Genomic DNA, 22383 nt, shown 5'->3' with positions numbered 1-22383 from the left:
TTTTCCCCTACTTTCGGAGCAGGGTTTCCCGAAATCTTTGAAACTCCTTTTTTAGACATGGAAGGTGTTTTTTGATTTAATATGCGTCAATTTCGCTTTCCAAAACGGTTTCCTTATAGTCCTGCATTTTTACCAGAGGGTTGATATGCTGAACCGTTTTATTATCTGCATTTTTCACATTTTTCCTGCTCATTTCCCCTCGCTGCCCATGATCTTTGATGGTGATTTTCCCCCCGACCGTGCATTGCAGTTCCGAAAGCTCGGTAACGATCTTTTTGCCCATGATCTGTACTTTATCATAGGTTTTCTGCCATTTTCCGGCTGGTGCATAGGTACAGGGAAGATAGCCGCTGCTGCTGGGCTTCAGCTTACACCGCCCAAAACTTGGGCCCGGGGGATTGAACTGGAGATCGTCTTCCGTAACGCCGAGGAAATCGGCATTGCCATCGGAGTCATTCCAGAAATGTTTCTGATGGGAACTTACTTTATACTGGGGGAACTGATCGCCCTGGTTACACTGGGCTTTGCCTTTTTGTACAACAAAATATTTGCCGTCATGAGGTGATGATTGCTGTGACATATCGATGCGATTTGGGTAATGTCAAAGATAAAAATTTTTAGATTAAAAAATAAAAAAAAGCAGAAAATAAATTTCTGCTTTTCCGGGTAATATGTTCTTAATGCCCTGTATATTCCGGTGCCTCTACCGGCATCATGGTCGGCATAAAATATTCATTCAGCCAGTAAAAGGTCTGCCCGTTCTGCTGGATTTTAACCGCCGGGTCATTCCGGTGGGAAAGCATTCGGTCGGCCAGGTTTTTATAGTTCCGGAAATAATTCCTTACGGTCTCATTGGTCACGATTTTGGATTTTTTCCATCCTTTCAGCATGTATTTGGACATCAGTTCTTCTTCGGAATTATCAAAACCGGTACTTATACCCACTGCATAAGACATCGGCTGTTTATATAATTCGCTCTTATCCAGAAACTGAAACGAAGGATTATATTTCTTCAGAAGCTTCACATATTCGTTAATGGCTCTGGACTGTTTGAAATCCGTTCTTTCAGCACCGGTATTCCGGTATACTTCCGTGTAGAACTGCTTTAAGTTATCAAACTCTTTTTCAGAGATCAGTACGCCTTTCTCAAGACCAGGTTTAAAATCCTTCAGCTCTTTCGGGATATAGCCTTTTACGAGGAATGGATTGCCATAATTGATCAGCTGGGCAGCAATACCTGCCGGCACCGGATTGGTGAGTCCCGGATACAGATATTTATATCGTACATCAACATCCGTTTTTCCTGCGCCTACCGAAGAATGGAAATAATCGTTCAGGGATTTATCAAGGTTGGTGTTGTCCAGCGTAACCTGCGCAATCAGGCTGTCTACGGATTTTTTAAGATAGCCCGGTGTGGCAATATCCCCTTTTTTAGGGAAAATCACAAATCCCTGGGCCATACTCTGCTTAGGGTAGTCCAGTGAGAAGAACCCTTCATCACTTTCCACCAGGCTGAAATTATTTTTGGTTAAAACATCATTCTGATTGATGATTTTCTGTTTCTTAAGCTCTGCAATATTTTTGGCGGTATTGGTCACCACATTTTCAGACATCAGGACAAAGTCATTGTAGGTATCCGAAGACCTTGCGCTGGTCTGGAACATGATCAGTCTGGCCTGTGCCTGGGTAAGGGAATTGATTACCCCGTACATATTCCCGCTTTGGCTGGCGGAAGTTCCCACCGTGATCACCACATTGGTTTCATCCGGAACATTGGACAGCAGGTTTCCGGCAGCCATCAGCCCTTCTCCGACCGGCTGGTAACCGCTGTTGCTTGCACAGTTCATTTCATTGCTCTTCTGATCGATGAACGTTGTAATTTTACTGTAATCGGTATTTAAGCCCGAAACAGCCACATTATCTCCGCATGAATTGTTTTTATACAAAACCACTCCATATTTTACCTGATTGAAATAAGAAGGCTTTTCGAATCTCAGCTGGAGATCCTGCAGCAATGATTTTACAATCGGGGCATAAGGCGCATTCGGCGCACTGATGTCCAGGGCAAAAACAATATTTATTTTTTTATTTTTCTCCGTAATCTCCCGGTAACGGTCAAAACGGATCGGTTCTCCAAGAACATTGAATACATAATTATTGCTGTAGTCCAGGATATTTGTAAAATATTTGGTCTTCGAATCCGGGGTCGGCGGATCGTGCAGCGGTAAGGTTACCGGAAAAATATTTTCCAGCGGCGTCCTTCTGTTGACATCGGTGAGCAGAACGGCTGCTTGGTCTTCCGCACTGTTTTTGCCGGGTGCCCCTTCATGAATTCCAAGACTGGTTTCGGTAATGCCCGTGGTATTCTTCATCTTTACGGCAGAACGTTCTCCCCAGGCTGAAATAACATTGGAGCTTACCCAACCGTACAACCCGGTGCTGATGCTGTCCAGATCCACGGAAGGCTTCTTCCCGACCAGGAATCTTTTGTTATTTTCCGCCTGCTTGTAAACGTATACGATCTGTCCGTTCGGGATTTTCACATCGGCCTGTTCAATCAGGCTCGGTGAATTGAATACCATAATCGAATCATTTTTGTAATACCTTTCCGAATTGCGGATCACTTCGCTGTTGCTCGGCACCACGGCCACCCTTACCGGGAAGCCTGTCTTTTCGCTTTTCAGAGAGTTGCTCCACAATAAAAGATCGGATTCCGGGATCCAGCCATAGGTTTTGATCTGTTTGGAAGAGACTTTCTTCATTAAGGCATCCGGGATATATTCAGCGACTTTTACCATGCCGTCCCTGTTTTTCAGTACCATCAGGGGTTCCAGAAATTTTACCTCCTTGTATGATTTTTCGTCATTTTTATCTAAATAGGCCGTGTTTCTGGAACGGTCTGAGATGGCAATCCAGGGAACCGATTTTTTAGGAAACCCGTTAATCACCGGGGCATTGTCTATCTGCCCGTAATGTACCGGCTCCGGTGTCTTTTTGGATGGAAGCTTTACCTGGCAACTTACCAGTAAAACTGAAATGCCTACGTAATATGCTGCGAGAGGAAATTTATTTTTCATCTTGATTTATTTAAATGATGGGTGTGTTGTCCGAAAAGTTCCGGGACAGGAATTATTTACTTTGGTTGATATCGACTTTCGTTACACAGTTCTGTGCGTCATCGAAGTTTACTTTGACGGTTTGGATGACATTGTTTTTATCAAACTGCAATCCGGCACAATACATGTAAAAATTATTCACTTTGCTGTCGTTTACTTTCACTACCGTATTTTCATTGTTGCAGAGATAAGTTCTCAACAGGTAATTATAGTGCATGTTGAAACTGTTTCCGTTGGCAATCTGCTGAAGGTGGTATTTGAAATCATTGTCGATTTTTGCATAGGCATCTTCTACGCTTACTTCTTCCTGTAAAGCATCATAAGCCGGAAGGATTTTGATCTGGTGCAGAATTGGCTCGGCACTTTCGTCCGTATAGAGTGTTACGACGTAATCCCCGGGTTTTTTGTAGGAATAAATGGCCATTTTATCCTTGGAATCGATATTTCCGGTTTCGCCGAATTTCCAGGTAAACTGCTTGGCATCCGAGATGGCCCGGAACTGTACGTTTTCAAACTGCATGGCCTGGGTCTGCGCATCGATTACCGTTCGTATTTTGGTGGAGTCCGCCGGTCTCGGGATGGTTCTGGCGGAGACCATTACAGGGAATGATTTGGAATATTTGTTGTCGATAATTAAGGTGACCTGGTAATATCCCGGCTTATTGTAGAAATGGATCCCGCTGCTTTTATCGCTTGACGTCCCGTCGCCGAAATTCCACATTTTGGTTTTTGCAAACTGGGTCTTGTCCTCGAATAACAGGGTATCTCCTACTTTAAGCGTAGAAGGATAAACGACCCCGACAATATCGTCGGCGGAGTGTATCACTTTCTTCTGGAGCCACAATGCTACGAGGGCCGCAATAAGCAGCGTCGCAATAACACCGATGATAATGTTTTTCTTGTTTTTCTGAAAGTAATTCATAGTTCGTGATTGTGATGTGTTTTATTTTGTAAATGAAGTTTCCCGGTATCAGGTTTGGGGTTATTGGGATCTTGCCTTCAGTGCGGTTTCCCTCTGGAAAAGCTGGCTCTTCTTTTCTTTAAAGCCTATGGAGCATTCTTCAAACTGTTTTGTGAAATTTTTGATGTTTTCCGTTTTACTGGAAATCACTTTCTTATCATTAAAATACATTTTGTAGAATTTGGCAATCTGCGGATAGGCATCTTTCCGGATATCCGAAATATTATCTCCGTTTTCGAAATACCCGGCCACATCATTGATTCCATACATGATGTTGGCTTCCTCAAAAGGTTGCGGTGCTTCATCCGTCAGCCGGTTGATCATTGCAAAGGTGCTGTCCATGGTTTTAAATGAAAACTTCTGCTTCTGGTCGAATTTCGCTTTTTCATCGAGATTCTGTACGGAAACCATATCTTCATCCGAAAATGGCGATTCAAACCCTTTCAGGAAAATGATCCCTAAAAAAACAAGTGCGGCGAAAAGCATGAGAATTAAGTATAAAAATTGGTAATGCCTTTCTTTTTTCGATAGTGTGATTTGTCCCTGCATAATATTTTATCTTCTTCTTCTGCTTCCTGAAAATTTCCGGGTAGGGTCTACCCTGAGCTCATGGTTGACGATGCCTACCTTTCCCCGGCATTCGCTGAGGTCCCGCAGCGCATTCTGCTCTTTATATGACACATTGACGATATCATTTTTAAGCGCGAGCATCGGGGCAATCTGTTTCATCAGAATGGAATAATGCTTGAAATTATCGGCACTGTCTTTTCCCATGATGTTTTTGGCATCCCGGACATTATCGATGATGTAGTTGCGGAGAAAGATGTCGTTATCCACCTTATTGATGTCAAGCTGATCCATGCGGTACATGATGCTGTCTACATGAATCCTGAGAAGATCGCTCCGGGTGAGCAGTTCACGGTAGTCGTCTGCCTGTTTTTTGATTCCTTGCCGCTGGATATCATAGCTTTTGAAAAAGAAAAAGACGCAGATGAAGGAAACACCCGACAGAATAATGAATGACAGGACAAACTTCCAAATGCCCATCCTGACGTCCGATTTATTTAATTTTTTCTCCCTATTCGAAGACATATGTTTGTGATTTGTTTGGAATGTGAAATTATAAAAAAATAATGTATATACAAAATTAAGTATTCGTTTCTGCAAAGCAGTTTCAGAATTTAATGACCAGACAGGAAGATAACGTCTTTTAAGGTAAACGATTACAACATTACGAACTGGTAAAAATTACACCGCCATCATCCATTTTTACAGCTGAATGCTTCAAAGTTACAGGATTTATCTTTGATAAAATTAATTTCCGGGTTCGGGTTATTTTCCTAATTTAGTAATCTGAATTTAATTATCATTCACCAAATCGATCGTAAAGTGAGCAAAATATTGAGTAATACTGTGCGATTTTCCATAGCCGACAGCGATTTTTATTTTAAAAAGATCCTGATCAAAACGCTTACGGAAAATCCGTTTTACATCCTGCTTAACGACTGCAACAACGGCCATGAGCTCATCAGCAGGAATTACAGAAGACAGGAAGATGTATTCATCATCGAGCTTTTCATGCCGGTACTCAGCGGACTGGAAGCCATTAAATACATCCGTAGAATGAATACCGAAACGCCGATTATTACTTATTCCGGAACCTATCAGGAAGATATGGCAGATCTCCTGTCCAAAATCCCGAATATCTACTACTGCGAGAAAAAAAGCGGCCTCATCAAAGACCTCATCAAAGGAAAGATCGCTTCAGACAGCTTTGATTATGAAGCCTATACCCTGGCCTGGCAGCAGCAGCCATTAGCCGTTATGGAATATATGGACCGCCAGAAGAAGAGCCAGGAAGAACTTTCCCCAACCGAGATCCAGCTTATGAAATTCTGTTATGAAGGCTTCAGCAATAAGGAAATCGGAGAAAAACTCAACCTCAGCACACGCACCATCGATACGTATATCAACCGCCTGACGGAAAAGCTCGGACTGAAGACAAAACTCCACCTCATCCGCTTCTGTGTGGAGAACGGATACTACAACTCCAGCATGTAAAGGAGAGTTAATCATACTTTAACACCGAGTAAATATTAAGTTTTCAACCTCTTAAAGAAAAATATTTTGCCACTAATTTGTTAATATTCAATTTTTTTAACTAAATTTGCACACCTAAAATTTAAAATTAAAATAAGGAAATGACAAAGGCAGAATTGGTAAACACCATCTCAAATAAGTTGGGCACCGAAAAGAATGAAACACAGAAAGTTGTAGAGGCTTTTATGCAGGAAATCAGGACTTCTATGTATAATGGAGACAATGTTTATCTAAGAGGTTTTGGATCTTTCATTATTAAAACAAGAGCAGCAAAAACGGGAAGAAACATCTCCAAGAACACTGCTATTGAAATTCCTGCCCATAACATTCCTGCTTTCAAACCATCAAAATCTTTTGTGGAGAAAGTAAAAACCAAAGTTACCGTAAAATAGAACATTAACTGAATATTAACTAGTTACTAAAAAATTATAATTATGCCAAGCGGAAAGAAAAGAAAAAGACACAAGGTTGCAACCCACAAGAGAAAGAAAAGAAGAAGAGCAAACAGACACAAGAAGAAATAATCTCCTTTTCTCGAGATCTATGATATAAAAAATATAGTTGGTGATTTTAAATTTTAAAGCCTCACCGACTATATTTTGTTTTGCAACGATAAGATGATACGGAAAAGATGTTTTTGGGATTTATCAGAAAAATTACATTCATTCAAATGGGAATGCTTACCTTAAGCATAAAATTTATATGATGAAAAAACAGCCTTTTCCTGCCGTCTTAACAATTTTTATCTTACATTAAAATGAAGAAAGAACTAATAGTTTCGCATGAGGATGATCTTACGAAGATTGTCCTGCTGGAAGACGGAAGACTATGTGAACTTCATGAGCAAGAGGACAAAAACGGTTTTATAGTTGGAGATGTGTTTATCGGGAAAGTAAAGAAGCTGGCCCCCAACCTGAATGCCGCATTCGTGAACATCGGATACGAAAAGGATGCTTTCCTGCATTACCAGGACCTGGGACCGCAGTACCTTACTTACAAAAAATTCGTAAAGGATACGATTTCCAAAAAACAGAACATTTCAAGCTTAAAGAATTTCGAGATACAACCCGAAATAGACAAAAACGGAACGGTAGACAAAGTTATCGCCAAAGATGATATTGTTCTGCTTCAGATCACCAAAGAACCCATCTCTACCAAAGGGCCCAGGATTTCTACCCAGGTTTCCCTTACAGGGCGTTTTCTGGTTCTGATCCCTTTCGACAACAAAGTTTCCATCTCCAAAAAAGTAAGGAGCAATGAAGAAAAAGAAAGGCTCAGAACACTGATCGAGAGTATAAAACCTGAGGGTTTCGGTGTCATCATCCGCACCGTCGCCGAAGGAAAAAAAGTAGCCGATCTCCACAATGACATGAATCAGCTGATTCAGAAGTGGGAGACAACTTTTAAAAATATACAGAAAAACAAGGTTCCGTCCAGGGTTTTAAGCGAAGATGACAAAGCTTCAGCTATTTTAAGGGATAACTTCAACCAGGATTTCGTAAGCATCACCTGCGACGACGAACAGATGGTCGAGGAAATGAAAAATTACGTGGAAGTAATTGCCCCGGAAAGAAAAAATATTGTCCATTTTCACAATTCCCATATTCCGCTCCTGGAATATTACAATGTTGAAAAACAGCTCAAGCAAAGCTTCGGGAAACACGTCAATATCCCAAGCTCAAAAGGTGCTTACCTGGTGATCGAACACACGGAAGCCCTGCACGTAGTCGACGTAAACTCCGGCAACAACATCACCACCGGGGCTGCCGTAAACAAAGAACATGCCCTAAGGGTAAACAAAATGGCAGCTACTGAGATCGCACGACAGCTACGTCTCCGTGATATGGGGGGCATCATCGTCATTGACTTTATCGACATGACGAACCCCGAACACCGAAGAGATCTGTTTGAACATCTGAAGGAAGAAATGAAGCGCGATAAAGCCCGCCATAAGATCCTTCCGCCGAGTAAATTCGGACTGATTCAGATTACCAGACAAAGAAACCGTCCGGAAAAACAGATCGAAACCAAAGAAGAAAACCCGAATAAAGACGGAGAAATCGTAGCTCCGATCGTTATCGTGGAAAGAATGGGCGAAGCCCTGAGAACGATTATGCAGAAGGAGAAAGGAAAACTCTACCTCCATGTCCACCCGTTTGTGGAAGCTTACCTTACCAAAGGACTCAACAGCATCCAGACGAAATGGTTCATCAAATACAAAAAATGGGTAACGGTAATCCCGAGAGACTCCTTCAAATACCTGGAATACCGGATTTACAATTCAAAAAAAGAAGAATTGACAGGATATTCCAATTGATACAAAATTTAAATGCTCTGCTTCAGGCGGGGCATTTTGTTTTCAGACATCCTGATCTGTTCAGAACAATCACACATTTTCCTCCGGAGCATATTATCTTTTGATCTGTCTGATTAAACACGTATCAGGAGAAGAACCTGGATTAAAAGCCTGGAAGAGGTCAGCCGGATACCGGAAGTTTATGTTGTCAAAATCAGGATCAAAGGTATTGATGACCCCAATGAAATTATTTGTCACTTCATCAGAGAAACTTTACCAAAAGCTTGTTCAGAAACCTGACTTTTACTTCTGTTCCGATACCTGCTGAATACCATTACACGATCTAAAAAATGCTTAATGACTGATTTATTTTGAGACCTATTACAGCATCAAAAGTTTATAAGAACCATCAGAAATAAAACAGCCGGTTTTAAACATCACCTTAAAAGAATCTGATCCTTCCGTCGGGATTATCATTTTTGTTGATTTTTCAAATATCCCCGGACTGTTACTTAAATAAAAACCGAATAATCTGAAGCACACTTCCAACACCCTTCATTACTGATTATTACTCAATATAACTCTAAAATTTAAGACTAAAAATCAATTCTGGGGGATTTATTTATTAAAAAAACATAAAAAATCAAATAATATTAATTATAATTTTAAATAAATAGAGTATTTTTAAATTATATATATTAAAATGTAAATATTTTTTCTTAATTTTATATTTACAAACTAATTATAATGAGGCCAAGTTTAACAATCTTTGATGAGCCTTTGTTGTATACCGAAGGGCTCTCAAAACTTCTCGAGCAAAGTGGAATCTTTTCCAGCATTAATCTCTGCAATTGCCAGGAGGCATTAAGAATACTTTTGAAAGAGAATCCTCCCGAATTCCTGATGATCAGTTCCAATATACTTATATTCACGGATCTTTATAAATCGGTAGAAAAAATCACCACTGAGAATAAGCGGATCAAAATCATCATTATAGGCAACGATTACGACGTTATCGATATCCGCAAATTATTTAATAAAGGAATTAAAAGTTATCTCGACAAGAACAGCAGTTATGATGAATTCATCAAGTCAGTTAAAGCGCTGCTTCATAATGAAATCTACATCTGTAACCATGCCAAAGACCGGATGATTCATTTTATCAGCAATGAACAGGAAAATAAAAGCCATACCGGAGATCCTTTAACGAGGAGAGAGTTGGAAATTTTAAAACTGATCTGTGACGGACTCAGCAGTAAAGATATTTCGGAAAAGCTCTTCATCAGTATAAACACGGTGGAAACCCACAGGAAAAGAATTCTTTTAAAACTGAATGTAAAAAATTCAGTCGGGGTGGTAAAGTATGCATTGGAAAATCACATCATCGACTGAGCGCATTCCACTATCCTGTACATAAAATAAGACTGCTCTGAAATCCCGGCAGTCTTTTTTAATTTATACTGTAACGTGAATTCGAGATGCAAACCATAATATAAAGACTGGAAGAGGAAAGCTGGATGCCGGAAGTTTCTCTTGTCAGACACAGGACCAAAGATCCTGATTATCAAACAGAATAAGTTATCGCTTTATCAGAGAAGTTTTGATTCAATACTGAATAACCGCCTTTTTTTGCAATCAGGGACAGATTTTCTCGTGTTTTAAAGTCCTGAAAGGACGGCTTAGTACAGGATAGGTTAAAATCCTGGCAGAAGCATAAAGCGTGTATTTGTTCCGGCAAGATGAGTATTATTTAAAAATCCCGACTGCATCAGTCTCATTTTTATTTTTGAATTAAATAATCGATTGAATATGATGTTGATACGGTCGAATTCACGTTATTTTAGAGGCGTTAAGATTAAAAATAATGTTGAGAAATATAAAAAGCTGTCTTTTGGGACAGCTTTCTAAATATCATGAAAAATCAAAAGGAATTATGGGAAATTAAATGCTACCGGTATTACCGGCAGCCGGGTTTTTCAAAATTCGGATTTCGGCAATCATTCATAGTCCGGCATTTCAGCATTACTGAAAAGAACAGACCTGGTGAAATCCGCCATCGCAGTGTTCAGGTCAATGACCATAACATTCCGCTGGGAAATATTATCATTGGAGGTATTCATAAAAATGACCTGGGCATTATTTGGGGAAAACCTTGGATCAAGATCATTGGTTCCTAACGGCTTATCGCTTTCCGCCGACAGATCATAATGGGTATCCGTTGCCAGGTTGTACATAAAAATATGGGAATCAAGCTGCCGGTAGTTTCCCGAGGCATCCTGATTGCCAGAGACATCCCTTGCATACAGCAGCATCTGCCCGTCTACAGAAAAATTCAATCCGCCACATGCGCCGGAAAGCCCCGTAATCACAGTCTTAAGGACATTTCCTAGAAGGTCGATAACATAGATTTTAACATTATAGCCATTATAATCATTGGTTTTCAGGGCAATTTTATTGCCGTCATAGTTCCAGTCGCATTCGGAGATCATGCTTCCGTCAGGAGTCGTATATATGAGATTCAGGCCGCTCCCGTCTTTATTGATCCGGTATAATTTATTAAAATTCGCATACAGCAGTTCCTGCCCGTTGGTGCTCCAGGAAAAATCGAGTTCATCATTTCTGAAACCGGCTGCAGGAACAGTAGTTACCTTAAAAGGATTTGATCCATCCGGATTGGCTGTATAGATATGGCTGCTTCCTCCTTCTGTCCTCAGGAAAGCGATCAGTCCTGAATTGTTGTTTTTGCGCGGACGCCAGCTGTTGAAGGATGGATTGGTAAACTGAAAATTCGTTCCTGAAGCATCGCTGGACATGATTATAAAATTCCCATTCTGTTTCAGGACATAATGATATCTGTTCGCAGGCACGGTGTTGGTCGTAAATTTTCCAATAGCACTCAGGACCGGTGTATGGATCCCGTCTGAAACCGAAACCTGCCAGAAATAACTTACGCCGTAATTAAGGCCGGAAAGGGTATAATGGTTCGCTGAAAGATTATTAACCTGAACAACGTTTGTATTTACATTATTTTTTACGGTAAGGTTGTAAGTAAGTACATCTTTGGTATCCGGATCCGTTGCATTCCAGGTAAGTTCCACACTCAGTGGCTGGTTTACCGCATTATCCACCGGACTTAGCAGGACCGGGGCTGCAGGCGGAGAATTCAGCGATTTATCATCATCCATTTCAAAAACCATACTTACCGCCTGGTCATTGGCCTGAATATTCAAGGCCTGGTAATTGGTGACATATCCCGTAAGCTCTGCTTTCACCGAGTAATTCCCCAAGGGCATTTTGGCAATTTCAAAAGCGCCGTCTGTGCCTGAGAACACCGTCTGTGTACTTGGAGAAGTGAAAATCTTCACATTCGCCAGGGGTACATTGGTCCCTCTTTTTACCACAATTCCTTTAAGCGTTCCGGTCTGAGCCTGATTCACAAGGTCTTCCGTACAGGAAAATGCAGATAAGACAAGCATCAGCATGCTGAATATTTTAATCATCGTTTTCATAATTCAAGTTTCTATGGATTGCCGATATAAAAATTAAGTCCTAAAGCAAAACGTAAGGCCTGATCTTTCCTTTTGCCGTTAATCAGCCCTTCCCAATCATCCTTCAACCCCAGATCGTATTGGGAAGAAGCTCTTAAACCGATCTTTTTCGCAATGATATATTCCAGGCCACCGCCTATCTGGGCCTTATACGCAGGTTTTGCCTGTGAATACATAACCCCTGCCCCGCCATACAGGTACGGAGAGAATTTATATTTCGGGAAAAGAAGGTATTCGATATTCACTTCCGGAACAAAGAAGGTACGTTTCACGATATTTTCGTTTTCCAGGGTGAAAATATCTGAACTGATCTCCAGATTGAAAGCAGGGCTGATGAAATATTTGAATCCCAGCTTCCCTCCGAAATTCATTTTGGGGTTTACATAATCATCCCGTATCTTCTGGGCCTCTGCATTTCCGAAAACAGCCATCTTTCTTCTGTAATCTCCCGGAAATCGATTGCCGATGGTACGGGTGGCATTATTCCTCTGCTCCCTGCCATATTCATCCAGAATCGACTGATAGTCTGATATCTTCTCAACGGATTTTCCCCAGATACCATCTTTTATGCCCTCAACCACCAATCCTTTTACGGCTTTTTCTATAGCTTCGGTCACGGCAAGCTGTACCGGCTCATTCTGCGTCAGACCGACCTCGGCTTCAAGCAACCTTTCAGTATCGATATACCTGAAGAAACTTCCGTTGACGCTTGTGGAAATAATTGTTTTGGAAGTGTAGACGGTTTTCAGAATTTCGCCGTTGGATGTGGACACGGCACGCAGATAAATGGTAATCCTGTCCTGTCTGTACTGGGTGGATGCTCCGATTCCGAAATACCTGGCTCCCAATCCTCCGGTAAGGATATTGCTGTCATAGGAAATCACGCCGCCTTCCAGCAGGATCCCTGCGTACAGGAGCGGAGGTAACGCCTGGCTGTTTTTATCGGCATCTTTCAGATACTCCTGCCTTGTAGACCGGATGATCTGTCTTTCATTTAAAAGGTTGGCTATATTTTCCCTTTCTATAGGAATAAACCACCTGCTGTCTTCCAATGCCTTGATCAGGATGGTTGTAATACCCTGGGGGACTGCCGTACTCCAGTTATTCCCGTTTTCTGCAGGTTTATACTGCCCCGTCTGATCGCGAAACTTATAAACTCCGACCACAATTTTTTCTTTGGGCAGCGGCAGGTTTTTCAGCTCTGTGGTGTACAGGGTATTTTCGCCCAGGGTAGATCTTTCCGGGCTGGAAGGCAATCCCAATAAAGAACTGCAGGCCTGCAGAATACAGAGTACGACACAGGACGGAATGCTGAGATAGCTTCTGGATTTCATGGTACAATTATTTTTCGGTAATTTTCTTTATTTGGGAATAATAATCTCAGACTGATCTCCTGTGGTGGTATCCAGAATATTGATCAGCAAACCCTGGGCGGTGGCCGTAATCTGCAGGTACATCGAGCCGAAAAGATAATTGCCGGGCTGAATGCTGCCATCCCCGAACTGGTCTTCAAACAGCTTCCTGGACAATTCACTCAATACCTGCCGGTTGAGGCTTTTACTGAAACTATCCAGGGAATTTAAATTGTCCAGTAAGCTGTTATAATCTTTTTTATTATCGAATTGATTCTGGGCATTGGCCGAATTCAGCAGCCATTGGTAATTGAAGGTGTCCCCACCGAACGCCGGATTGAGAGGCTTGTAGACGAGCTGCTGGGATGGGCATGAGAACATCCCGCCGATGATGCCGAGGAAAATAATAAAAGTTTTCATGGCGTTTATTTTTAATAGGTGAATTCATTTCTGATGAGGTTTTTCTTTGCATTAAATTCTTTGATGCTTTTTAAAGCCGCGGCCAGCTGTTCTTTCAGATAATCTTCACCGGGATTGGTGATAAAGCTGTAGACCACCTTATCTTCCACCTCAATATTGATCTGACCGTTGTTTCCCCGGGCCGGAAGCTCGGAAATTTTTACGGCTGCATGAAGTTTATCCGGGAGCACGCTGTAATTCATATAGAACAGGTCATAAAAGTCTTTTCCTATCTTGCTTTTGGTTTCATCGATGGTGAGGCCGCTCAGTTCAGAAAAAACGCGTTCTTCCGCTTTCGCTGTTTTAGACCTGAAAAGTTCCCCGTTAAGTTCCAAACTGTCCTTGGCTATCAGGCGTTGCGTCTCTTCATCTTTCAGGTAAAGAAAAGCTTTAAGGGCCCCTTGTTTGTAAAGACTGATATTAACTTCGGATAAAACCTTCATTTCGCCGGGATTAACGGAAAATTTCCCACTCTGCCTGTTGCTGGAAAGATTTCCCTGATCGCCTTTTCTTATCGAAATCAGTAAATAATTGAGTTCTCTGTAAACCTGTGTGTTATTAACGGCGGTTGCTTTCAGCAAAAGCATTCCTTCTGTTGCCGTATATTCTATTCTGGCCGTTACTTTTCTATCCTCCTGGCCGGGAATGACGACCGGCAGGAAGATAAAAAAAGTACACAAAGTAAAAGAGAGGAAATATTTCATCACAAGACGGTTAATAATTTCTTATAAAAACGGTTCTGTTATCTCCTTTGATATGAATCTGCAGACCTTCAGACAGGCTGTTGGCTCCTGTAATATCAATTATATTATTGTTCCCCTGGGCAGTGACTGCAGTTTTGGTTTCCGTGTCTGAAAATGAATTCACAAAATACAGTACATTGTCATCGCCATATTGCTTTACTGCAATATCTGTTTTTGCATTAATGGAAAATGCCGCCAGGTTTCCGTTCCCGATCTGCATGACTACGGAAGATGATTCTTCAGAATCCTTATTTTGAACGGCTGTCAGATTCAGGGCAGTCATGCTGTTGATGTTGTCCCAGTCTGTCTGTTGTGATTTTGCAGGCAGATAAAAGAGGGATATAATCAAAATACATCTAAGCGTTAGCATGGTATTTAATTTTTATTAAAGGTAGGCCGGGATCCCGTTACAGGAAACACGAAGATCAGGTAATTCTGAAAAATCACTATTTTCCGGTAAAACGGAAGAAAAAAAAGGAGAGGTAAAAACCCCTCCCCGGCTTCTGTGAAAGAAGTTCTAATTGGATTGATTAACCATCAAAGAATTGTTGTTTCCGATCTGACTTCCTACGTGGATATGATTATCCCCACTCTGGTTTACCGATGCCATATTCCCATCTCCGGTCTGGATATCCAGAGCAATATTCCCGTTTCCGGATTGCAGCTGCACCAGCAGGTTACCGTCTCCGGTCTGTGTTCCCATGGCCATATTGTCGTTTCCGATCTGGTAAGCGGCGGCAATATTATTATCGCCCGACTGCAGGTTGGCAGCACTGTTATCATTGCCCTGCTGATATTGCCCCACAAGATTGTTATCTCCTGCCTGAATGGAGGAAGCTTCATTTCTTCTTCCCAGCTGTACCTGCATAGCCTGGTTACCATCTCCCCACTGGAAGGAGGTGGCCTGGTTCCTTACCCCGTCCTGATACTGGAGGGCGGTGTTCATACTGCCCCATTGGGTGGAAGAAACTTCATTCCGGTTTCCGAGCTGGGTCTGTTCTGTAGAGTTCAGCATCCCCACCTGCCAGGTATCGGCCATGTTTTGGTTTCCCGTCTGGCTCGTTACGTTCCCGTTTCCGATACCGCTCTGCTGCACATCTACAGAATTCCGGTTTCCGATACTCTGCACTTCACTGGAATTTAAAATTCCGACCTGATCAATATCCGCAGTGTTCCGGTTACCGTTCTGGTTCAATTGATTTACGTTGAGAAGACCGGTCTGGTCTACAGTAGCAACGTTTAAATTTCCGTTCTGGGTACTCATATCCATATTTGCCTGTGCAAAAGAGAACCCCATGGCCCATAGTGTAAATACACCTGTAATTAAATTTTTCATAGCAGTAAAAAATTAATTGGTTAATAGTAATCCAAAGGTAGCACCTGTACCCTCTGCACAAAACACAACAAAACGGTAAATTCTCAAAATCACGGTTTACCGTCTGAACGGGTCACGGTTTACCGGTTTTAAGACATCACGGATTCCGATTAAGGAAAAATACGGTATTTAAATACTGAATTAAATGGTCCTGTTCAAATATAAACCATCGAAAATCCATGTTTTCTGTCAACACCCAGTTATAATGCCTCCGATAAAAAGGCTGATCCGACAGGACTTTCATACTTGATAATAATGATGTAAATCATCTCTATATTTAATTCATATTCAGTTTATTATCATTGAATTATAACTAAAGTTCAAGTTTCTGGATAAGGATTTATTCAAACCCTATAGTCCGTATTCTGCTTCTGGTTTATGTTAAATAAGTTCATCGATAAATCACATTACCAATTAAAAATATAAATAATTAATAATCAATTTTTTATAAAAATTAAAGAAAGCTCATCCTACAAAATGAGGGAGAAGGCTGTGCGTTAAAACTCTGTATTTTACCATTAATTAACTCTATCCCCCTTCCTTTCTTCAAAAGAAATCATTAAATTTGAGAATGAGTTTTGGAAAAGATTTACTACGGAAAATAAAAACGGCGGAATTGCCGGGAATCCATGCCCATGGTGTTTTTTCTCCTCCCTCACGGCCTGTTTTTACGTATGAGGAAGTTTTGGAGCGGAATCCCAAATTTGCAGCCGTCAACATTGTGTTGTACCTGAAAAACGATGAGTGGCACTTTCCTCTGATTCAGAGGACCATTAATGAGCACGACCGCCACAGCGGACAGATCTCCCTGCCCGGCGGAAAACGGGAAGAAACGGACCGGGACTTTGCAGAAACGGCCGTCCGGGAAACCTCTGAAGAAATCGGTATCGAAAAACATTATGTAAGGATGATCCGGGAAATGTCGCCGATTTACATTCCGCCCAGCAATTTTTATGTGTACCCTTACATTTCCTATACCAAAAAGAACCCTGAATTCATCCTGCAGCAATCCGAAGCAGTGGAAGTTATCGAATTTCCTGTAACCAGCTTCCTGAGTCTCCCCGACAGCCCTGAAATTATGGCCCTGCCGGGTGCCGGCGGGAATGAAGTGCCCGTGATCAACTTCAACGGATACATCATCTGGGGCGCTACGGCCATGATTCTGAGCGAATTCAGCCAGTTGCTGAAAAAAATGTAACTTTGCACCACCCTGTAAATTGAGAGATGGCGAAAAAAAATATTTTTACCGACGCGTTCGGAACTCCCTATTTTTTAAAAAGACTGATTATCCTGATCCTGGGGTTTGTTTCCTACAGGAGGTTTAACGGCTTTAACAAACTGAAAATTTCAGGTACCGAGCACCTGGTGGATCTTCCCGATTCCAATGTCCTGTTCGTTTCCAACCATCAGACCTATTTTGCGGATGTAGCCGCCATGTACCATGCCTTCTGTTCTGTAAACAACGGATATCTGAATACCATTAAAAACCCGATTTACCTGCTGAACCCGAAAATCGATTTTTATTACGTAGCCGCGGAAGAAACCATGAACAAAGGGATCCTCCCGAAGATCTTTAAAATCGCCGGTGCCGTGACGGTAAAGCGGACCTGGAGGGCCGAAGGTAAAAACGTAAACCGGATCGTGGACATGAGCGAAGTAGACAACATCATGAAAGCCCTGGATAACGGATGGGTAGCCACTTTCCCGCAGGGAACGACCTCCGCATTTGCCCAGGGAAGAAGGGGGACGGCCAAACTGGTGAAAAACCAGCGCCCGATCGTAATTCCTATCAAAATCAACGGATTCAGAAGGGCATTCGATAAAAAGGGCCTCCGGGTAAAAGTTACCGGTGTAAAACCGACCATGGAATTCAAGGCGCCACTGGACATCGATTACGATAAAGAAAATGCCCAGCAGATTTTACTGAAGATCATGACGGCTATTGAACAGACCGAGGATTTCAACCTTCTGCATCAATACGATGAAGAACTGAAAGCCAAAAAGTTAGAACAAAAGAAATCAGATAATTAAAAGCAGGATATTATGAAAAGGATATCAGGAATCTTATTTACACTCATGCTGTTGGTATCATGTAACAGCCAGAAAGTATATTCGGATTTTGACATCAGCTATTCCAAAAGCGGAGGATTTGCTCCTATTTACGAAAATCTTCTGATCAAAGGAAACACAGCCCACTATTCTTTTGAAGGGCAGGGCAAAAAATACAAACAGGACTTTGATGTTTCTGATCAGGAGCTGAACGATCTTCAGACAACCCTTTTCCAGAACAATTTCAAAAGGATACAGGAAGACCATAAAAAGATCTACGATCATATAGCCATCTCCATCAACGTAAAGAAAGGACCCAATGAAGGCAGCAGAACGGATGCGAGCGATGTGATGCCTAATTACAGGACCAACTGGATCAACATCACGAATGCTTTTCAGAAGATCATCAATACCCACGTAAAAAAACCGTAACAGATTGAAGACCCATTTCATCGCCGTCGGCGGAAGTGCCATGCACAATCTTGCCATTGCATTAAAAGATAAAGGATACCGGGTAACCGGTTCCGATGATGCCATTTTCGAACCCTCCAGGACCCGGCTGGAAAACAAAGGGATCCTGCCTGCAGAAACAGGCTGGTTCCCCGAAAAAATCACTGCCGACATGGATGCCGTCATTTTAGGCATGCATGCCCATCAGGACAATCCGGAACTGGCCAGAGCCAAAGAACTGGGACTGAAGATTTACTCCTATCCCGAATTCCTGTACGAGCAGTCGAAAGATAAAACCAGAGTGGTTATTGCAGGTTCCCATGGAAAGACCACCATTACCTCAATGATTCTTCATGTATTGAACTTTCATCAGAAAGAAGTGGATTTCATGGTGGGTGCCCAGCTTGAAGGCTTCGACTGTATGGTAAAGCTGACTCCGGACAACGATTTTATAGTGCTGGAAGGGGATGAATACCTCTCCTCTCCCATCGACCTGCGTTCCAAATTCTTACTTTACCAGCCGAATATCGCTTTGCTGAGCGGAATCGCCTGGGACCACATCAATGTATTTAAAACGTTCGACGATTATATCGAACAGTTCAGGAAGTTTGTGGCCAGCATCACTGCCGGCGGCGTCCTCGTTTACAATGAAGAAGATGCCGAAGTGGTGAAAGTCGTGGAGGAAGCGGAAAATTACTTCCGGAAAATTCCATACCGGACTCCTGAATATGAAATCGTAAACGGAAAAGTTCACCTAAAAACGGAAATAGGCGATGTTCCGCTTTCGGTATTCGGCGCCCATAACCTGCTGAATATGGAAGGAGCACGGCATATCTGCCATACCCTGGGGATTATGGATGAGGATTTCTACGAAGCCATCATGAGTTTTACGGGAGCCTCAAAACGCCTGGAGAAAGTAAACCGGGAGGATCAGGGAATCCTTTACAAAGATTTTGCCCATGCACCAAGCAAGGTAAAGGCCACGGTAAAAGCTTTCGGCGAACAGTTTAAAAAAGATAAGAAATACGGTTTCCTGGAGCTTCACACCTATTCGAGCCTGAACCCGGTTTTCCTGGAGCAGTATGACCATGCGATGGACGGTTTGGATGAAGCGGTGGTCTTCTACTCGGAAGATGCCCTGAAGATCAAAAGAATGGAACCCATTTCCCCGGAGCTGATCCGTGAGAAATTCAAAAATGCAGACCTGAAAATCTTCACCAATGCGGACGATCTTCATGCCTACTGGAACACGCTGGATAAAACGCAGGGCGTTTACCTGATGATGAGTTCCGGAAACTTCGGCGGACTGGATCTAACAAAATAATTTAATTATCATATTACTAAAAACTCCTTTCAATCGAAAGGAGTTTTTAGTTTACCATAATTCCAATGATATTTATTCGATTTCTAATCATTGATTATGCAGTACATTACCTGGATTCTGCTTCGGTGCCATTCCGGAAATTGAATTTTCCAAAAAAGATAAGAACCGTAGCGGAAACTGATGGATTCTATGATAAGGTTAAAAAAATGGAACTCCTACCGAATTCTGATGACCATACCTATCAATGCACTACTAGACAGATATTGCTCTTCCGGAGCAAAGTCAGCTTAATATAAAAATTAAGGGCATCCATCTGATTTTGAACTATCTCAGACAAAGTCTTCTGATAGGAACCTGAAAAACATCCGGCTTCCCGCATCCAGCCCCGTTAGGCAGAGTTTTTGGGTTTATATCAGTTTAATTAATTCTTTTGTAAAAGCGTCTGAGTACATCATTGGTTCCGTCGCCATCAAAATCCTGCATCCGGTCCTCGATCACCATACCGGTCTGGCTCAGCTGGGTAATTAAATACGGATCATTTTCCTCACCTTCAAACCAGAATTTCCCGTCTCCTTTATTAAAAGTATATTTTCTTGTGAAAGCATCCGTCTTTTCGCAGGTATGGTTTATTTCGGCATACGAAATGGAAATAAGATGGGTAGAAGTAAATTCCTGGGTACCCGTTTTCTGGCAGTCGGTCGGGTAAAAAGTCTGGATCTGCTGGTTTAAGGAACGGTAAATTTCCGATTTTTCAACAGACCATTTTCCTATAACAGAGGCCTTATTGCCGGATTCCCGGTCTTCATCACCGCTGCCACATGAAATAGCGGAAAAAAGGATCAGTGGTAAAATGATTTTCTTCATGGTATTACTATTTTAAGTCTGCAAAAATAGAACTTATCTTTTGGTTTCAGGCCGTAGCAATAAAATTACTTACCAATCCATTCTGTTATGCTGAAACTTAAAGCATCATTTACCTTCATTCGGGATTTTGACCCAGTTTGCTGCATCAGCAACCGTATCCAGACTGTACACCTGCATTACTCCCTGCGTTGCGGCAGCCTGACTCAGAATATTCTGCTGGTTTTGTGCACTGAATGCATTTTCAAACAATATACCCGTAGCGTGTGCCATTGACTGGTAAATACTCCCCAAGGCCACTGCCGGAGCTTCTCCTGTTATTTTGACATTAGACTGGGTTACCGCATCCGTAATCTGTTGATTGACATTATTATTTTCCATGGCTCATTTTTTAATTTTCCTAAAGATAGCATTTATTTCGAAACGAAAATAAAAACTCCTTCCAATACAGAAGGAGTCATTTTTTACGCTTGCAGGTTTACAATCTAAATCAACCGGATTAAAAGCCAAAAATTTTAGAGCCTGTTTAAAATTTTAATTCATCAAACTTTCCGTCATTTCTCTTAATTTTCTGAATTAAATAAACTTTGTTTATTCTTCACTTTAATACGATGATTTCAATTGACTTAATTGAATATTGCCGGGCAACCGACATATTGATTTTTTAAGCTAAAATGCCTTAAATTCTTAATGTTAAAATATAAAAGGTAAATTTAAACAGGCTCTTAAACTTTTGTATGCTTTTGCGATAAATAAAGTGTAAAGAAGCTTTAGACTAAATATCCGCTACGGCTTTCAGCATTTTCTGTTCCCACTCCGGATCTTTAGGGTCGAAGAACAGTCTTTTTCCGGTATCCAGAGAACGGACTGTATTCATTTCATCTTCCGTCAGTTCAAAATCAAACACCTTGAAATTTTCCTCGATTCTTGAAGGGGTTACCGACTTCGGAATGACACAGAAACCTTCCTGAAGATGCCATCTTAAAATCACCTGGGCAACTGTTTTCCCGTATTTTTCACCAATGGATTGCAATTCTTCGTTCTGCAGCAGTCCTGTGTTTCCGTTTCCAAGCGGGCTCCACGGCTGGGTAATGATGTTATTTTCCCTGTTATACTTCTGAAGCTCCTTTTGCTGGAAAATCGGGTGCAGCTCGATCTGGTTGATCACCGGAAGAACGGTTGCAGCTGCTTTCAGTTCCTCCATCTTATCCTCCGGGAAATTGCAGACTCCGATCGCTCTGATCTTTCCTTCCTGATACAATTCTTCCATGGCTTTCCACGCGCCGGTAAAATCGGCATAAGGCCAGTGGATCAGATACATATCGAGATAATCCAATTGTAACCGGTCCAATGTCCGCTGAAAAGCACCTTTTGCCTTTTCATAAGAGGTATCCTGAACCCAGAGCTTGGACGTAATGAACAGTTCTTCCCGGTCCGTTCCGCTGTTCCTGATGGCATTTCCTACCGCCGTTTCATTCTGGTAAATCGAAGCCGTATCGATCATCCGGTAACCGGTTTCGATGGCTTTGATTACCGCATTTTCACATTCCTGCAGGTTTTCCATCTGCCATACCCCGAAACCCAAAGCCGGGATATCCACGCCGTTATTTAAGGTAATGACAGGTTGTCCTGTATACGTTTTCTGTTGCATAGTATTTATTTGTTATTTGTTATTTGTTATTTGTTATTTGTTATTTGTTATTGGTTATTGGTTATTGGTTATTGGTTATTGGTTATTGGTTATTGGTT

Annotated in this window: 22 protein-coding genes; 8 read left to right on the top strand and 14 right to left on the bottom strand. The window is 41.8% G+C overall.

All coding sequences use genetic code 11. The annotated features are described in order from the left end of the window. Positions 1–76: 76 nt before the first annotated feature. The 5 genes from CHA01nite_RS12125 to tssO form a co-directional block, all read right to left on the bottom strand. The gene (locus tag CHA01nite_RS12125; protein WP_146941706.1) at positions 77–580 is read right to left on the bottom strand and encodes a DUF4280 domain-containing protein; all 504 of its coding nucleotides are present in this window, start codon (positions 578–580) and stop codon (positions 77–79) included. A gap of 97 nt (positions 581–677) precedes the next feature. Next, positions 678–3077, bottom strand: coding sequence for a type VI secretion system protein TssR domain-containing protein (tssR, locus tag CHA01nite_RS12120; protein WP_146941705.1), 2400 nt, complete (start codon positions 3075–3077; stop codon positions 678–680). A gap of 52 nt (positions 3078–3129) precedes the next feature. Next, positions 3130–4038 (bottom strand): PKD domain-containing protein, encoded by a 909-nt coding sequence (locus tag CHA01nite_RS12115; protein WP_146941704.1) that lies wholly within the window; start codon positions 4036–4038, stop codon positions 3130–3132. Between the two features lie 60 nt (positions 4039–4098). Further along, the gene (locus CHA01nite_RS12110) at positions 4099–4626 is read right to left on the bottom strand and encodes a type VI secretion system transmembrane protein TssO (RefSeq protein ID WP_146941703.1); all 528 of its coding nucleotides are present in this window, start codon (positions 4624–4626) and stop codon (positions 4099–4101) included. Between the two features lie 6 nt (positions 4627–4632). Beyond that, positions 4633–5169 (bottom strand): type VI secretion system TssO, encoded by a 537-nt coding sequence (gene tssO / locus CHA01nite_RS12105; protein ID WP_146941702.1) that lies wholly within the window; start codon positions 5167–5169, stop codon positions 4633–4635. Positions 5170–5478: 309 nt separating this feature from the next. On the opposite strand from tssO, the gene CHA01nite_RS12100 reads away from it, so the two are divergent. The 4 genes from CHA01nite_RS12100 (at position 5479) to CHA01nite_RS12085 (ending at position 9865) form a co-directional block, all read left to right on the top strand. After that, positions 5479–6138, top strand: a complete 660-nt coding sequence (locus CHA01nite_RS12100) for a response regulator transcription factor (RefSeq protein WP_228458407.1) — start codon at positions 5479–5481, stop codon at positions 6136–6138. 140 nt (positions 6139–6278) lie between these two features. Then, a complete protein-coding gene (locus tag CHA01nite_RS12095) occupies positions 6279–6569 on the top strand; it encodes an HU family DNA-binding protein (protein WP_027388329.1) in 291 nt (96 codons plus the stop codon). A gap of 365 nt (positions 6570–6934) precedes the next feature. Further along, positions 6935–8494, top strand: a complete 1560-nt coding sequence (locus tag CHA01nite_RS12090) for an Rne/Rng family ribonuclease (protein WP_146941700.1) — start codon at positions 6935–6937, stop codon at positions 8492–8494. Positions 8495–9220: 726 nt separating this feature from the next. Further along, positions 9221–9865 carry a response regulator transcription factor gene (locus CHA01nite_RS12085; RefSeq protein WP_146941699.1) on the top strand — a complete coding sequence of 215 codons (645 nt, stop codon included), beginning with the start codon at positions 9221–9223 and terminating at the stop codon, positions 9863–9865. Between the two features lie 605 nt (positions 9866–10470). On the opposite strand, the gene CHA01nite_RS12080 is transcribed toward CHA01nite_RS12085, so the two are convergent. From CHA01nite_RS12080 to CHA01nite_RS12055, 6 genes are all read right to left on the bottom strand, one after another. Further along, positions 10471–11982, bottom strand: coding sequence for a carboxypeptidase regulatory-like domain-containing protein (locus tag CHA01nite_RS12080; protein WP_146941698.1), 1512 nt, complete (start codon positions 11980–11982; stop codon positions 10471–10473). 11 nt (positions 11983–11993) lie between these two features. Continuing rightward, positions 11994–13355 carry a CsgG/HfaB family protein gene (locus tag CHA01nite_RS12075; protein WP_146941697.1) on the bottom strand — a complete coding sequence of 454 codons (1362 nt, stop codon included), beginning with the start codon at positions 13353–13355 and terminating at the stop codon, positions 11994–11996. Positions 13356–13382: 27 nt separating this feature from the next. Further along, complete coding sequence (locus CHA01nite_RS12070; RefSeq protein ID WP_146941696.1) at positions 13383–13793, bottom strand: curli production assembly/transport component CsgF; 411 nt, start codon at positions 13791–13793, stop codon at positions 13383–13385. An 11-nt stretch (positions 13794–13804) separates the two neighbouring features. Beyond that, on the bottom strand, positions 13805–14536 hold the full coding sequence (gene csgH, locus CHA01nite_RS12065) for a curli-like amyloid fiber formation chaperone CsgH (protein ID WP_146941695.1): 732 nt from the start codon (positions 14534–14536) through the stop codon (positions 13805–13807). A 10-nt stretch (positions 14537–14546) separates the two neighbouring features. Continuing rightward, positions 14547–14945, bottom strand: coding sequence for a hypothetical protein (locus CHA01nite_RS12060; protein WP_228458406.1), 399 nt, complete (start codon positions 14943–14945; stop codon positions 14547–14549). Positions 14946–15092: 147 nt separating this feature from the next. After that, complete coding sequence (locus tag CHA01nite_RS12055) at positions 15093–15911, bottom strand: hypothetical protein (protein WP_146941694.1); 819 nt, start codon at positions 15909–15911, stop codon at positions 15093–15095. A gap of 610 nt (positions 15912–16521) precedes the next feature. Here CHA01nite_RS12055 and CHA01nite_RS12050 point away from each other — a divergent pair. The 4 genes from CHA01nite_RS12050 to CHA01nite_RS12035 are packed head-to-tail and all read left to right on the top strand — an operon-like array spanning position 16522 to position 19773. After that, positions 16522–17148, top strand: a complete 627-nt coding sequence (locus CHA01nite_RS12050; protein ID WP_146941693.1) for an NUDIX hydrolase — start codon at positions 16522–16524, stop codon at positions 17146–17148. A 26-nt stretch (positions 17149–17174) separates the two neighbouring features. After that, positions 17175–17981 (top strand): lysophospholipid acyltransferase family protein, encoded by an 807-nt coding sequence (locus CHA01nite_RS12045; protein ID WP_146941692.1) that lies wholly within the window; start codon positions 17175–17177, stop codon positions 17979–17981. Positions 17982–17993: 12 nt separating this feature from the next. Then, positions 17994–18431, top strand: coding sequence for a hypothetical protein (locus tag CHA01nite_RS12040; RefSeq protein ID WP_146941691.1), 438 nt, complete (start codon positions 17994–17996; stop codon positions 18429–18431). A gap of 4 nt (positions 18432–18435) precedes the next feature. Continuing rightward, complete coding sequence (locus CHA01nite_RS12035) at positions 18436–19773, top strand: UDP-N-acetylmuramate--L-alanine ligase (protein WP_146941690.1); 1338 nt, start codon at positions 18436–18438, stop codon at positions 19771–19773. 417 nt (positions 19774–20190) lie between these two features. Here CHA01nite_RS12035 and CHA01nite_RS12030 read toward each other — a convergent pair whose 3' ends face one another. From CHA01nite_RS12030 to CHA01nite_RS12020, 3 genes are all read right to left on the bottom strand, one after another. Further along, positions 20191–20637 carry a hypothetical protein gene (locus CHA01nite_RS12030; RefSeq protein WP_146941689.1) on the bottom strand — a complete coding sequence of 149 codons (447 nt, stop codon included), beginning with the start codon at positions 20635–20637 and terminating at the stop codon, positions 20191–20193. Positions 20638–20742: 105 nt separating this feature from the next. After that, positions 20743–21015, bottom strand: coding sequence for a RebB family R body protein (locus CHA01nite_RS12025; protein WP_146941688.1), 273 nt, complete (start codon positions 21013–21015; stop codon positions 20743–20745). A 394-nt stretch (positions 21016–21409) separates the two neighbouring features. Continuing rightward, on the bottom strand, positions 21410–22285 hold the full coding sequence (locus tag CHA01nite_RS12020; protein WP_146941687.1) for an aldo/keto reductase: 876 nt from the start codon (positions 22283–22285) through the stop codon (positions 21410–21412). Positions 22286–22383 lie beyond the last annotated feature (98 nt).

This window comes from Chryseobacterium hagamense, assembly GCF_007991455.1.
GTDB classification, from domain to species: Bacteria; Bacteroidota; Bacteroidia; order Flavobacteriales; family Weeksellaceae; genus Chryseobacterium; species Chryseobacterium hagamense.
Note: the sequence above shows the minus strand (reverse complement) of the source record. Positions and strands in the feature narration are given on the sequence as shown.